General features: G+C 71.3%; 10 protein-coding genes. 5 read left to right on the forward strand and 5 right to left on the reverse strand.

The features are described 5' to 3' along the window. Positions 1-29: 29 nt before the first annotated feature. Both NE234_RS18675 and NE234_RS18680 read right to left on the reverse strand, forming a co-directional pair. Positions 30-1,544, reverse strand: a complete 1,515-nt coding sequence (locus NE234_RS18675; RefSeq protein WP_252781638.1) for an FAD-dependent monooxygenase — start codon at positions 1,542-1,544, stop codon at positions 30-32. A 56-nt stretch (positions 1,545-1,600) separates the two neighbouring features. After that, complete coding sequence (locus NE234_RS18680; RefSeq protein WP_252781639.1) at positions 1,601-2,629, reverse strand: acetylserotonin O-methyltransferase; 1,029 nt, start codon at positions 2,627-2,629, stop codon at positions 1,601-1,603. A 209-nt stretch (positions 2,630-2,838) separates the two neighbouring features. Between NE234_RS18680 and fabG the strand changes: the two genes are divergently transcribed. Continuing rightward, on the forward strand, positions 2,839-3,624 hold the full coding sequence (gene fabG / locus NE234_RS18685; protein WP_252781640.1) for a 3-oxoacyl-ACP reductase FabG: 786 nt from the start codon (positions 2,839-2,841) through the stop codon (positions 3,622-3,624). 214 nt (positions 3,625-3,838) lie between these two features. Here fabG and NE234_RS18690 read toward each other — a convergent pair whose 3' ends face one another. Together NE234_RS18690 and NE234_RS18695 are read right to left on the reverse strand one after the other, a co-directional pair. After that, complete coding sequence (locus NE234_RS18690; RefSeq protein WP_252781642.1) at positions 3,839-4,717, reverse strand: NmrA/HSCARG family protein; 879 nt, start codon at positions 4,715-4,717, stop codon at positions 3,839-3,841. 47 nt (positions 4,718-4,764) lie between these two features. Beyond that, entirely contained in the window at positions 4,765-5,493 is a 729-nt protein-coding gene (locus NE234_RS18695; RefSeq protein ID WP_252781644.1) for an SDR family oxidoreductase, read from the reverse strand. Positions 5,494-5,993: 500 nt separating this feature from the next. Between NE234_RS18695 and NE234_RS18700 the strand changes: the two genes are divergently transcribed. The 4 genes from NE234_RS18700 to hemG all read left to right on the forward strand — a co-directional run bounded on the left by NE234_RS18700 (position 5,994) and on the right by hemG (position 11,846). Beyond that, positions 5,994-7,499, forward strand: coding sequence for an FAD-dependent monooxygenase (locus tag NE234_RS18700; protein ID WP_252781645.1), 1,506 nt, complete (start codon positions 5,994-5,996; stop codon positions 7,497-7,499). A gap of 31 nt (positions 7,500-7,530) precedes the next feature. Next, entirely contained in the window at positions 7,531-9,009 is a 1,479-nt protein-coding gene (locus tag NE234_RS18705; protein ID WP_252781647.1) for an FAD-dependent monooxygenase, read from the forward strand. Positions 9,010-9,089: 80 nt separating this feature from the next. Beyond that, positions 9,090-10,193 (forward strand): ParB/RepB/Spo0J family partition protein, encoded by a 1,104-nt coding sequence (locus NE234_RS18710; protein WP_252781648.1) that lies wholly within the window; start codon positions 9,090-9,092, stop codon positions 10,191-10,193. Between the two features lie 183 nt (positions 10,194-10,376). Further along, positions 10,377-11,846, forward strand: coding sequence for a protoporphyrinogen oxidase (gene hemG, locus NE234_RS18715; RefSeq protein ID WP_252781650.1), 1,470 nt, complete (start codon positions 10,377-10,379; stop codon positions 11,844-11,846). Between the two features lie 263 nt (positions 11,847-12,109). On the opposite strand, the gene NE234_RS18720 is transcribed toward hemG, so the two are convergent. Further along, entirely contained in the window at positions 12,110-13,897 is a 1,788-nt protein-coding gene (locus NE234_RS18720) for an FAD-dependent monooxygenase (RefSeq protein WP_252781651.1), read from the reverse strand. Positions 13,898-14,061: the final 164 nt, after the last annotated feature.

Below are 14,061 nucleotides of genomic sequence, written 5' to 3' on the forward strand. Positions count from 1 at the left end.
GATTCCTCTCCTCTGCATTGCCGAAACGTCTAGCGGACGGACGCCAGCGGCTCGGAGTCCCGGCTCTCCGTGGACCGCCGTGCCTCGCCGAACCAGCGCCGTAGCGCCTCGGCGAGCCGGCCCGCGCCCGGCGCCGCCCAGGCGACGTATCCGTCGGGGCGGATCAGCACCGACTCCGTCGCGGCGCCGCCCTCCTCCGGGCCCGCCGGGAAGCTCTTCACGCGGACCGTTTCGACGCGGTCGGACCATCCGGCGGCGCACCGGCCGACCTCGCCCGAGTCGTCGGCGGTGACCAGGACGCCCCGCGCCGGGTGGAGCAGCCGCGCGATCCGCTCACGCCCGCCACCGGCGAGCTCCAGCTCGCGGTCGGCCACCCGCGCGCCCAGCAGCGGATGCCCCTGGTCGCCCACGTCGTAGCGGATGTCGAACCCGCTCACCATGCCGGACAGATGCCGCGCCACCGCCGGGATCGCGACGAGCTCCGTCATGACGGCCCGCAGCGGCTCGACGGACTTGCCGCTGAGGTTGAGCGTCCCCTGGGCGCGCGTGTTCCGCAGCACCCGCTCACCCACGGGGTGCCGCTCGCCGTGGTAGGTGTCGAGCAGGCCGTCGGGCGCCCAGCCCCGGACCGTCGCGGCCAGCTTCCAGCCGAGGTTGACCGCGTCCTGCACGCCGACGCTGAGTCCCTGCCCGCCGGCCGGGAGATGGATGTGCGCGGCGTCCCCCGCCAGCAGCACGCGGCCGCGCCGGTACTCGGTGGCCTGGCGGGTGGCGTCGGTGAAGCTGCTCACCCAGCGCGCCTCCCCGCCGTGGATCGACTCGCCCGTCAGCCGCTGCCAGGCGTCCGCGACGTCGGCGAAGGTCACCTGGCGGTTCCGGTCCGGCGGCGGCGTCCCGTTCTCGCAGACGATGATGCGGTGGTAGCCCTTCTCCAGCGCCGCCGACATGACCATGCCGTTGGGCACCAGCTCACCGATCATCCGCGGCCGGATGTCACAGCCGGTGACGTCCGCCAGGTACATCTCGCGGGTCGCGTCGGAGCCGGCGAAGTCGAAGCCCACGAGCTCCCGGACGGTGCTCCGCCCGCCGTCGCAGCCCACCAGGTAGCGGGCCGAGCACGCGCCACGGCCGTCGGGACCCTCGACGACCGCGGTGACGCCGTCCCCGGTGTCCTCCACGCCCGTGACCTCGTATCCGCGGCGCAGCGACACGCCCAGTTCGAGGGCCCAGCCCTCGAGCATCTCCTCCAGCTTGTACTGGGGTACGCCGCGCACTCCGAAGTGCGAGCCCTCGAGCACCCCGTAGTCGATCGGGATGCCGCCGAAGTGGCCCTGCCGGGTGATCTCGGCGTTCTCCAGCCGCTCGAGGAGCCCGCGCTGGTCGAGGATCTCGGTCGCCCGCGCGGTGAAGCCGATGCCGCGCGACTCCCAGCTGCGCTCGGTCCGCCGCTCGAAGACGGTGACCTCCGCGCCGCCGAGACGCAGTTCGCCCGCGAGCATCAGTCCGGTCGGCCCGGCACCGACGATGATCACATCAGTATCCATGTCCTGTCCTCGGCTTCGCGTGGGGGCGTCTGGGGACCGGCGTCGCTTCCGGGACTTCAGGCGGGGACCGCCTCGATGATCGAGACCGGCGAGGTGGTGGGGACCGCTCCGACGACCTTCAGGCCCGCCTTGGCGAACAGCTCGGTGTACTCCGGCAGCGTGCGCTCCCTGGCACCCAGGAGCAGGAGGAGCCACAGGTCGATGATGTTCCCGATGTGCCGCTCGTTGTTCCCGTTCAGCACGTACTCGATGACGAGCACCTTGCCGTCGGAGGCCATCGCCTCACGCACGTTCTTCAGGACCGTGAGGCACTCGGGCTCCTGGAAGTCGTGCAGGATGTGCTTGAGCACGTAGGCGTCCGCGCCCGCCGGCAGCTTGTCGAAGAAGGTGCCGTTCTTGATCGTGACCCGCTCCCCGACGCCGGCCGCCTCGAACACCTGCGGCGCGTCCGCGGTCGAGGACTCGGAGTCGTACAGCACGCCGTGCGAGCGGGGCGCCCGCGAGAGGATCCCCGCCAGGAGGGCCCCGCGCCCGCCGACGACGTCCACGATCGTGCGGAACTGCGAGAAGTCGTACGCCGCCAGCACCGGATCCGTCTCCGGATCCGACATGCTGCGCATTCCCTGGAAGAACACGCCGGCGTACTCGGGGTTCGCCATCAGGAACTCGTACGCGCCCATGCCGCGCAGCTTCGGCATGTTGGCCTCGCCGGTGCGCACGGACTCGAGCAGGTGCCCCCAGTCCTCCCAGAGCAGGGAGTGGCCCAGCAGCATGGCGATGCCGCGCATCGAGTCCGGCGCGTCGTCGCGGAGCGCCTCGGCCATCGGCGTCAGCTCGAACCGGCCGTCCGGCCGGACCGCGAACACCGCATAGCCGGACAGCGTGCGCAGCAGCCGGCGCGTCGCCTCGGGGTCGGTTCCCACCCGCTTGGCTATTTCCTCCGCGGGCAGCGGCCCATCGCCGAGAACATCCGCGATACCGAGCTTGGCCGCGACAGAGATCGCCTGGGTTATCACCGCGCCTTGAATCAGATCGAGCAACGAGTACGCGGCGGACTGATCCCGCACCGCAGGCGACGTGGCCATGGTTTCCCTCCTGAATTCCTAGCCGCTGGTTGCCGACGATAGGTCGGCGCGTTTTCGGCCCGCAACTTCGGTTTTGCGGTGGCCCTCGTGAACGTTCAACTGAAAAAGCGCGGCAGTCGAACCTGATCGAATCAACCCGCACTCGACCGGAATTAGTGGAATCACCGCCAGACTGCTGCGACACCGTATTCATGAAAGGAGCAGGCCGAATGACGGACAACGGACAGCAGGTCGCGCTCGTCACCGGCGGGACGAGCGGCATCGGCCTGGCGGTCGCCGAGACCCTCGCGGCTCGCGGCCTCAAGGTCTTCATCTGCGCGCGGAACTCCGAAGCCGTCGAGGAGACGGTCGGCAAGCTCCGGTCGAACGGCCACCAGGCCGACGGCGTGGCCGCGGACGTCCGGCGTCCGCAGGACGTGAAACGCCTCGTGAGCACCGCCGTGGAGCGGTACGGACAGGTCGACGTCCTGGTGAACAACGCCGGCCGCAGCGGCGGCGGCGTGACGGCGGAGATCGAGGACGAGCTCTGGTACGACGTCATCGACACCAACCTGAACAGCGTCTTCCTGATGACCCGCGAGGTGCTCAGGACCGGGGGGCTGCTCGAGCGCGGCTGGGGACGGATCATCAACATCGCGTCGACCGGCGGCAAGCAGGGCGTGGTGCTCGGCGCTCCCTACTCCGCCTCCAAGCACGGCGTCGTCGGGTTCACCAAGGCGCTGGGCCTGGAACTCGCCAAGACGGGCGTCACCGTCAACGCCGTCTGCCCCGGATACGTCGAGACCCCGATGGCGCAGCGGGTGAGGCAGGGCTACGCCGCGCACCACGAGACGACCGAGGAGGCGATCCTCGAGCGCTTCCAGGCGAAGATCCCGCTCGGCCGCTACTCCACGCCCGAGGAGGTCGCGGGCCTCGTCGGTTACCTGGTCACCGACGCGGCCGCGCCCGTGACGGCCCAGGCGATCAACGTCTGCGGCGGCCTCGGGAACTACTGAGGCGCGGCGTTCCCGACGCGAACGACGGACCCCTCATCCGGATCAGCGGTCCTTCTCCGGATGAGGGGTCTTCTTCGTGGAACTCACCCGCCTGGACGCGGCGTCCCGGCGGGTTCTTCCTGTCCAGGCGGGCTCTTTGTCCAGGCGGGCTCTTCGTCCAGGCGGGTTCGTCGTGTCCAGGCGGGTTTCTCCGCGGTCGGCGCCGCGGCCGAGGTCACCGCGGCGGCTGGGCCTCCGGCGCGGTCCAGTTGTCGCGCAGCCAGGCCTCGAGGGTCGTGAGGTCCGGTCTCATGCTCCGGAGCCGGGGGAGGTCGGCGCGGTAGCCCTCGCGCTCGAACCAGTCGAACATCGTGGCCAGGTCCTCGCGAACCGCGCGGAGCCGCTCGATGGGCTGCTCCTGGTAGCGGGTCGGGATGCCGGACACCCGCTCGAAGGCCTCGGCCATCCGCGGTCCGGTCAGTTCGTCGCTGGCGATCTCGACCTGCCGGCCGAGCCAGCCGTCCGGGTCGTCGAAGGCGTCCGCGGCGAACACGCCGATGTCCCTGGTCGCGATCACCTGGACCGCGGTCTCGGGGCGCAGCCACAGGCCCAGGACGAGCTCGCCGTTCACGAGACGCGGGCCGATGTCGTGGAAGACGTCGTAGAACATCGTCGGCCGCAGGACGGTCGCCGGCAGGCCGAGCTTCTGGATGTGCTGCTCGATGTTCCACTTGCTCTCGAAGTGCGGTACGCCGGTCGAGCGCTCCGCGCCGCCGACCGAGCTGTAGACCAGGTGAGCCACCCCGGCGTGGGCCGCGGCGTCGGCCACCGCCTTGCCCTGGCGTTCCTCGGCGTCCACCCCGCCGGGCGTCCTGAAGGTCTGGACGCTGAAGACGCCGCGGACGCCTCGCATCGCCGCCCGCAACGACGCCTCGTCCTCCATGTCACCGCGCACGAGCACCGCGCCCGCGTCCGCGAGCGCCCGCGCCGCGGGCGCCTGCGGGTCACGCACCAGAGCGTGCACCGTGTGCCCACGGCGCAGCAGCTCGCGCGCCGTCGCGCCGCCCTGCCGGCCGGTACCGCCCAGCACCAGGATCGTCCCGTCGACCGCCACCGCGTTCCTCCCTGTCCATTCGCTGTCGGAATCCCGTTCTCCGGGGGCTACCACGGGACGATCCCGTCCTCCGACAGGCACGCTCCCGACGGTCCCGTGGCGTCCAGCAGCGCCAGCCGGACCGCGATCACGGCTCCCTCGGCGGGAGTCCGTTGTCCTTGATGGTGGTTGATGTCCGTGGCCACCACTCCGGGGTTGGCCGCGTTGACCTTGATCGGCGTCCCGCGCAGCTCCTTCGCGTACGCGATCGTCAGGGCGTTCAGCGCGGTCTTCGAGGACTGGTAGGCGATCATGTTGAGGCGCGCGAACGGGGAGGCCGGATCGGCGTTGAGAGCCAGCGACCCCACGTGGCTCGACATGTTCACGACACGCCCCGCCTCCGAACGGCGCAGGAGCGGCAGCATCGCGTTGGTCACGGACACCACGCCGAAGACGTTGGTCTCGTAGACCTCCCGCAGGTCGTCGGCGGTCGCCTCACTGGGAGGCCCGGTGAAGCCACCGGCGATGCCGGCGTTGTTCACCAGGACGTCCAGGCGGCCGTAGCGCCGTTCGATCTCGGTCGCGGCGTCGGACACGGTGGTCGCGTCCCGCACGTCGATCCGCAACGACACCGCGGTGATGCCGCGGGCCGCCAGTGAGTCGGCCGCGTGCTTGCCGCGCACGTCGTCCCTGGCGCCGACGAGGACGATGGTCCCCCGTGCGCCGAGCTGCCGTGCCACCTCATAGCCGATGCCCTTGTTGGCGCCCGTGATCAGCGCGATCTTCTCGACCGGCACGTCGGGACTCCCTTCCCGTCGGGGGCTCGCCTCAGCCGCGTCTCGTCTCTTCGGGGCGCGGGCCGCGCTTCGGGCGATCCGCCGCGCGCTGCCACGGGTCCGGCAGCCGGCCCGCCGCGCCGGGACGCGCCCACGTTCCGCTCCCCCATGACCGCCGCACCGTCGTTCCAGAGAAAGCGGCATGCGGGTCGCCGAGCGGCCCGCCTTCGATGACCAAATTGCCGATGCGGACGATGGCAGGCCGCATATCGATCCTTTCACTTCACGTGATCGCAGGACTCTCGCGTTCACCATGAAGGGTCGTATGTCCCGTCGGCATCTTCGATGTTGCCGCGAAAACGGCGGCGTGTTCAAAACGGCAGCGTGTTCAACCGGAGAAATCCACAGTTGAACGAACGCCCTTCCGGCCGGCACCCGCATTCCTCATATTGAAGCCGAACATGAGGGTGTGTAGTTTGACGCTGCCGATTCTCCAGATACAGCGTGCGGAAGGCCAGAACATGAGAACTGGCGTAATAGTCGTCGGCGCCGGACCGGTCGGTTTGATGCTGGCCGGGGAGCTCCACCTGGGCGGGGTGGACGTCACGGTCTACGACAGGCTGACCGCCCCGACCGGCGAATCCCGCGCCCTCGGCTTCAACAGGCGCGCGGCCGAGTCGCTGGACCAGCGCGGGCTGCTCCCTCGGCTGGGCGACTTCAGGTGGGGCCCGATGGGCCACTTCGGCGGCGTCCGTTTCGATCTCGGCATGCTGGACGAGAATCACAGCGGCGTGCTCGGCCTGTCCCAGGCCAGGACCGAGGAGATGCTGGGCGGCCGGCTGGCCGAGCTCGGGGTGCCGGTGCGGCGCGGGTACGAGGTGACCGGCCTGCGCGAGACGCCGGACGGCGTCGTGGTCGCCTTCGAGGGGCCGGACGGCCCCGGTGAGGACACCGCCGCGTACGTGGTCGGCTGCGACGGCGCGCAGAGCACCGTCCGTACGCTGGCCGGCATCGACGCTCCCGGCCGGGCTGCCACCCGGGGCATGTACACCGCGGAGATCAGCGGGATCGCGCTGCGCCCACGGCCGATCGGCGAGCGCCTTCCCGGCGGCAACATGGTGGTCTGCACCCCCCTGGGAGACGGCCGCTTCCGGATCGTGATCCACGACAGGAGCCTGCCCCCTGACCCCGACCCCGGCGCCCTGACGTTCGGCGAGGTCGCCGACGCGTGGCAGCGGCTCACCGGCGAGTCCATCCACCACGCGCAGGCCCAGTGGCTGTGGGCCTGCGGCAACGCCGCCGGGCTGGCCTCCGAATACCGGCGCGGCCGGGTCCTCTTGGCCGGTGACGCCGCGCACGCGATACCTCCGCTGGCGGCGTGGGGGCTGAGCGCGGGTCTGCAGGACGCGGTGAACCTCGGCTGGAAGCTGGCGGCGGTGATCAACGGCTGGGCGCACGACGGCCTGCTCGACACCTACCACGCCGAACGCCGGCCCATCGGACGGCAACTGATCCGGAACGCGCAGGCGGCGTCGATGCTGTACCTCGGTGACGCCGACATGGACCCGATGCGCGAGGTGATGGGCGAGCTGGTGGCGTACAAGGACGCGGCCGGCCACCTGGCCGGGATCGTGAGCGGGCTGGGCATCCGCTACGACATGGGACCCGGCGACCACCCACTGCTCGGCAAGCGCATGCCACCCGACCAGGAACTCACCCTCCCCGACGGCACCCGCACCCGCATCGCCGACCTCCTGCACACCGCACAAGGCCTCCTCATCACCACCACCGGCCAGACCGCAGAAATCACCCCGGACCGAACCGACCGCCTCCAAGTCCTCACCGCCACCTGGGCCCCAGGCCACGACCCCGGACTCGACACCGTCCTCATCCGACCCGACGGCTACATCGCCTGGACCTCCCCCGGCACCGACACCCCCCTCACCGACGCACTCGACCGCTGGTTCGGCACCGCCCGCACCACCGTCACCACCGACACCGTCACCGCGCAGCCGGCCGGCCGTTGACCGGCGGCACCGACCGAACGGGAGCGTAAGAATGGCAAGGGACGTGATAGTCGTCGGCGCGGGCCCGGTCGGGCTGATGATGGCCGGCGAGCTCCGCCTGGGCGGCGTCGATGTCGTCGTCTACGAGAAGCTGCCCTCCCCGCCACGGGAGTCGCGCGGCGCCAGTTTCACGCGGCGTACCGCCGAGTGCTTCGACCAGCGAGGGCTGCTCGGCAGGCTCGGTGAGACCGAGCCCGCCGACAGTCATTTCGGCGGTGTGCCGATCGACCTCGGCATGTTCGAGGAGAATCACTTCGGCGCCAGGGGGATCTCTCAGTTCCGCACCGAGCGGATGCTGGAGGGCTGGGCGACCGAGCTCGGGGTGCCGATCCTTCGCGGATACGAGGTGACCGGCTTCCGCGAGACGCCGGACGGCGTCGTGGTCGCCTTCGACGGGCCGGACGGCCCCGGTGAGGACACCGCCCGGTACCTGGTGGGCTGCGACGGGGGGCGGAGCACCATCCGCAGGCTGGCCGGCATCGACTTCCCCGGCCCGGAGCCCACGCGCGGGTTCTACACCGCCGACGTGACCGGGATCGAGACCCGTCGCCGGCGCATCGGCGAGAACCTGCCGGGCGGCAGCATGGTCATGGCGATGGACCTGGAGAACGGCGTCACGAGGGTCGTCGTGCACGAGAGGGGCATGGCGCCGCGGGACCGGGACTCGCTCAGCTACACCGAGCTCGCGGACGCGTGGCAGCGGCTCACCGGCGAGTCCATCCACCACGGGGAGTGCCGCTGGATCAGCTGCTTCACCGACGCCTCCCGGGTGGCCTCCGAGTACCGGCGCGGCCGGGTGTTCCTCGCCGGCGACGCCACGCACGTGCAGCCTCCGGCCATGGCGCAGGGGCTGAGCGTGGGCGTGCAGGACGCGGTGAACCTCGGCTGGAAACTGGCGGCGGTGATCAACGGCTGGGCGCACGACGGCCTGCTCGACACCTACCACGCCGAACGCCAGCCCATCGGACGGCAGCTGGCGCGCAACGCCCGCGCGGCGATCGAACTGCGGCTCACCGGCGAGGAGATGGACCCGATCCGCAGCGTGATGGGCGAACTGGTGGCGTACAAGGACGCGGCCGGCCACCTGGCCGGGATGCTGAGCGGGCTGGGCATCCGCTACGACATGGGACCCGGCGACCACCCACTGCTCGGCAAGCGCATGCCACCCGACCAGGAACTCACCCTCCCCGACGGCACCCGCACCCGCATCGCCGACCTCCTGCACACCGCACAAGGCCTCCTCATCACCACCACCGGCCAGACCGCAGAAATCACCCCGGACCGAACCGACCGCCTCCAAGTCCTCACCGCCACCTGGGCCCCAGGCCACGACCCCGGACTCGACACCGTCCTCATCCGACCCGACGGCTACATCGCCTGGACCTCCCCCGGCACCGACACCCCCCTCACCGACGCACTCGACCGCTGGTTCGGCACCGCCCGCACCACCGTCACCACCGGTCCGGCCTAGGGACGTCCACCCACGCTCGACTGCGGCTAAAGACGGCTTTGCCAGGCTCCTCGGGTGCGGCGCAGAGAGGAGCGAACGCAATGGTTCGTAACAATGGGCAGGCCGTCTTGATCGCAGGCGGCTTCGGTTCTGTCAGACCGGAGCACGACGAATCGGTAACCGACGACGGATTCGACCTAAAGAATTTCGATAAGCTACCGGCCCAGGATGTGGCGGTAAGCGCACTGTCTTCTGGATTGTACCTGCGTCAGGGCGGAATGAATGCCGCTCACGTTCAATTGCTCATCGACGCGGCGGGCTCATCGGAGCTCCCGCCCATCCTCGTTCAGGAGGACGGCTGGCGCGTCATCGACGGGCTGCACAGACTGGAGGCGGCCCGGCTTCGCGGCGACCACACCATAAAGGCGCGCTTTCTCGACTGCACGGACTCCGAGGCGCTCGTTCTCGCCATGAAGGCGAACAGTTCCCACGGGCTGCCGCTGTCGAGGGCCGACCGCGTCGCCGGGGCCAAACGGGTCCTGACCGCTCACCCCGACTGGTCCGACCGCGCCCTCGCCGACATCACCGGGCTCAGCGCGAAGACGATCGCGTCGTTGCGCAGCAGGTCGTCGGACGGGACGCGGTCGGGCGGCAAACGCCTCGGCCGCGACGGGAAGCGGCGCCCGGTGACCGCCGGCGAGGGCAGGCGCCGCGCCGCCGAGTACATCAGCGCACATCCGAACGCACCGCTCAGGCAGGTCGCCAGGGAGACCGACGTGTCGCTCGGCACGGTGCACGACGTGAGCGCCCGGCTTCGCCGCGGCGTCAGCCCGGAGCGCAACGGGCACCGGGCGGCGGAGGCGGCATCCGTGCGCCCGGTCGGCGTCGTCACCGAGACGGTCACCCCGGGGCCGGAGGCCGGCGCCACCCCGCTGCGGCGCAAGAACCACATCGACACCCCGCTCACCTGGGCCGAGGTGGCCGCCAAGGTGGCCAACGACCCGGCCATCCGATACACCGAGGGCGGTAAGGAGTTCCTCCGGTGGATGGGGTTGCACGCGACCGATCCGGACCGGTGGCGGCAATTCCTCAACGCGATTCCGGCGCACTGGCTCAGCGTCATTGCTCCGATAGCCGAGAGCATCGGCAAGGAATGGAGCCTGTTCGCCGAACGGCTCAAGAACAGGCAGGAAACGGTCCGGTAGCCACCCGAAGCGCCGTAGGGGAACGCCTGCGCGGAAGGCGTTCCCCCGCGGCCGGCCGAGCGTTCACGTGGCCGGGACCGGAATCCTGAGATCACCCGATCCGAGCCCACCCACGCTCGACCGAGATTATTGGAGCCCCATTCAGACTGCTACGGAGACCATTCTCACGAAGGAGCAGGCGGAATGGCGGACAACGGACAGGATCGGACAGACGGGGCGCCACATGTGGTCGTCGTCGGGGGCGGCATCGCGGGGCTGGCGGCGGCGTTCTACCTCAAGGACGAGCCGGTACGGGTGACGGTCCTCGAAGGAGCGTCCAGGCTCGGCGGGAAGCTGGCCGTGTCGGAGGTGGCGGGCGTCGCCGTCGACGAGGGCGCGGAGGCGCTGTACGCCCGGCGTCCGAAGACGACCGGGCTGCTGAAGGCGGCCGGGCTCGGTGATCGGATCACGTTGGCGGGCACCAAGGCGGCCGCCGTCTGGACGCGGAACGAGATACGGTCGCTGCCCGGCCGCCAGATCATGGGCGTGCCCGGCGACCTGGACGAGCTCGCCAGGACCGGCATCCTGTCCGCCGACGGGGTGGCCCGGGCACGGCAGGACTCGGATCTGCCTCCGTCCGACCGGGACGGAGACGTCTCCGTCGCCGCGTACGTCGCGGGGCGGCTCGGCCAGGAGGTCGTGGACCGTCTCGTCGACCCCTTCGTCAACGACGTCTACGCCGGCCGCGCGGAGGAGCTGTCGTTCGAGGCCACGCTGACCCCGCTGGCCGCCGCGTCCCGCAGGTACCCGTCGCTGGCCGCCGCGGCCGCCTCGGTGACGCCGCCGCCGGACCCGGCCGAGGAGAAGATGCCACCGGGCATCGCCACCCTCACCGGCGGGCTCGGCACGCTGCCCGACCACCTCGCGGAGGTCGTGCTCGCCGCCTCACCCGGAGCGGCCGTACGGACCGGGGCCACGGTCACGGAGCTCGCGCGGAGTGCGCGCGGCTGGCGGCTGACCGTGGAGTCCGCCGCCGGCCCGGAGCACATCGACGCGGACGCGGTGGTGGTCGCCGTTCCCGCCGGTCCCGCCGGCCGGCTGCTGGCCGGGGTGCCCGGGGCGACGCAGGCCGCCACCGGGCTCGCCGAGATCCCGTACGCCGACACTGCGATCATCACGCTCGCCTACCCCCGCACGGCGTTCCCCGGCGAGCTCACCGGCCGGAGGCTCAGCGGCTACCGGGTACCGGCGGTGGACGGGCGTACGGTCAGCGCGGTCACGTTCACGACCGTGAAGTGGCCGCACCTGGCGGGCGAGGTGGAGATCGTACGGTGCCAGGCGGGTCGGGTCGGCGACGAGAAGCTGCTGCAGCGTGACGACGCCGACCTCGCCGCGGTGGCGGCGTCCGAGCTCGCCGAGGCCACCGGGGTGACCGGAGGCCCGGTGGCGACCCGGGTCACGCGGTGGGACGGCTCGCTGCCGCAGTACACGGTCGGTCACCCGGACCGGGTGGCGCGGATCCGCGCCTCCGTGGCGGAGCAGCCCGGCCTCGCGGTCTGCGGCGCCGCGTACGACGGCGTCGGGGTCGGGACGTCCATCGCGACGGCGCGTAAGGCCGCCGACCAGGTCCTCGCCTTCCTGCGAAAGGACGCCGCCGCTCCTGCCGCGCGGTGAGATCGAAGACCGCCGGCGCCGGCTCCCCAGGGTCGTGGGGCCGGCGCCGGCCGACATGGACACGGGCCGGTGCGCGAGATGCGCACCGGCCCGTAGACCATCCGCCGCGTCGTCCCCGGCCGGCGACCGGCTTCGTTCCGGGCCGGCGACCGGCGTCGTTCTCCCGGACCGGCGGCCGGTTCCCTCTCCCGGTCGGTGATCGCGTTCACGCCCCGGCCGGCGACCGCCTCAGAGCACGGCCGCGGGCCGGGGGCCACGCTCGCTCAGACCGCCTGGGGAACCCGGCTGACGCTCACGCCGGGGTCCAGGACGCGGGAGACCGCGTTCGTCAGGGCTTCCACCGGATCGTCACCGACGCCCAGGCTGCGCCATGCCACGTGGTTGTCAGGACGCACGAGTACGGCGCCCTCGTCGGAGATCTGCCGGATGGCCTCCCACCCGCCGTCGACGTCGGTGAACTCGGCGCCGTCTCCGATCTGGGCCACGACGATGGGGATCGAGAACCTCTCGGCCACCTGCGCGGCCGCCTCGCACCACGGCGTTCCTCCCGGGCCGGTGAGCAGCGCGAAGTTCGTCGCGGCGCCGGTCAGGTCGTGGGTGGACAGGCGCCGGCCGCCGCGTTCGAGCCAGGCGTGGGGCAGCCGGTGGCCCGGGCGGGTCGTGGGGTGGTACACGTCCCGCATGGGCGCGCGGGCCGGCGGCCGGCTGCCGTCCGGGATGACCGCGCCCTCCTCGTAGGCGAACCCGATCTCCACGTCGAGCGCCTGGCAGCCGCCCCGGTGCGTGTGGAACATCTCCTCCGCCCGCGCCCGTACGGTCGCGCCGAGCGGCGACGGGTCGAAATGCGCAGAGATCCGCGACACCCGGCGCTCCGGCGGCACCCGCTCGCCGAAGCCGATGGCGTCGAGGAGCGCCTGGTGGTGGGTCGCCGCGGACATCGCCCAGTCGATGTTGTGCCTGCCGACGGGCCGCCGCTCCGCCTCATAGCTGTCGAGCAGACTCTCGGGCGCGCGGCCGGTGATGACCGCGGCCAGCTTCCACGCGAGGTTGTGCGCGTCCTGGATCCCGCTGTTCAGACCCAGCCCGACGGCGGGCGGCTGACGGTGCGCGGCGTCGCCGGCGAGCAGCACCCGTCCGGCCCGGTAGCGCTCGGCGAGCAGTGCCTCCACCGTCCAGTACGTCACCCGGTGCAAGGTCACGTCCAGGTCGGGCAGACCGAGGACCTCGCGGATCCTGGGAATCGCCGTCCGCTCGTCGTAGCGGGTCGGGTCGTTCGGGGAGAAGTGCAGCCCCCACTCCTCACAGCCCTTGCCCCACGTCGGCCCCATCTCGATGAGCGTGCTGGAGAGCCGCGGGTCCTCCGGGTGGAGGAGGTGGGTGAGGAGCGTTCCCTCGTGCCACCACTTCGACAGGTCGGCGGAGAAGTACACGGTCGTGGTGTGCACCAGCCCGTGCAGGCCCTGCATCTCCACGCCGAGCGCGGCGCCGAACGTGCGGCCGCCGTCGGCCGCGATGACGTACTGCGCGACGACCGTGGTGAGCTCTCCGGTCGTGAGGTCGCGGACCTCGGCGATCACGCGGTCGCCCTCGTCGGAGAAGGCGGTCAGTTCGTGGCTGAACAGGACCCGTCCGGGATTGCGCTGCTCGGCGTGGCGGCGCAGGATCGGCTCCAGCCGGAACTGCGGCAGCTTGGAGGGCAGGATGGGCCCGGCCGCCTCGTACGACTCCTGCAGCGCACCGCCGCCGAAGGCGTCCATCTCATGGATCAGCCGCGCGTCCAGCGGTCCGTCACCGGCGAGGGAGGTCTGCCAGCGGACCTTGCCGAACTTGTCCAGCGGCGCCCCCTGCTCGACCACCTCTTCGTCGAGCCCGTGCTGACGGTAGATCTCCATCGTGCGCTGATTGAGGTAGTGCGCCTTCGGGATCCTCGACGTGTCCGCGTGCCGTTCCACCAGCAGATGGCCGATTCCGTGGTCGGACAGGAAGATGGAGGCGGACAGGCCGCATCCGCCGCCGCCCACGATCAGAACCGGAACCTCGACTGTTCCCATGTTCGTCCTTCCGAAAGGTGACAACCCAGAGGTGAGCGTTGGGCGCAGCCTGACGAAGATCTCTGCAATCCCGGTCAAGGACGGGTGGACTCTGCCAGGTGGAACGCGTTCCTCGCGGAAGGTCGGCCGCAGTGCGGCGGGCGATCGGTGGCGGTCGTGAAGCT

It is taken from the genome of Actinoallomurus rhizosphaericola, from assembly GCF_024055675.1.
Classification (GTDB): domain Bacteria; phylum Actinomycetota; class Actinomycetes; order Streptosporangiales; family Streptosporangiaceae; genus Actinoallomurus; species Actinoallomurus soli.

Excerpts from the sequence above, each read along its gene's own strand:
- NE234_RS18675 (WP_252781638.1), bottom strand. The coding sequence starts at position 1,544 with ATGGATACTGATGTGATCATCGTCGGTGCCGGGCCGACCGGACTGATG.
- NE234_RS18680 (WP_252781639.1), bottom strand. The coding sequence starts at position 2,629 with ATGGCCACGTCGCCTGCGGTGCGGGATCAGTCCGCCGCGTACTCGTTG.
- fabG (WP_252781640.1), top strand. The coding sequence starts at position 2,839 with ATGACGGACAACGGACAGCAGGTCGCGCTCGTCACCGGCGGGACGAGC.
- NE234_RS18700 (WP_252781645.1), top strand. The coding sequence starts at position 5,994 with ATGAGAACTGGCGTAATAGTCGTCGGCGCCGGACCGGTCGGTTTGATG.
- NE234_RS18705 (WP_252781647.1), top strand. The coding sequence starts at position 7,531 with ATGGCAAGGGACGTGATAGTCGTCGGCGCGGGCCCGGTCGGGCTGATG.
- NE234_RS18710 (WP_252781648.1), top strand. The coding sequence starts at position 9,090 with ATGGTTCGTAACAATGGGCAGGCCGTCTTGATCGCAGGCGGCTTCGGT.
- hemG (WP_252781650.1), top strand. The coding sequence starts at position 10,377 with ATGGCGGACAACGGACAGGATCGGACAGACGGGGCGCCACATGTGGTC.
- NE234_RS18720 (WP_252781651.1), bottom strand. The coding sequence starts at position 13,897 with ATGGGAACAGTCGAGGTTCCGGTTCTGATCGTGGGCGGCGGCGGATGC.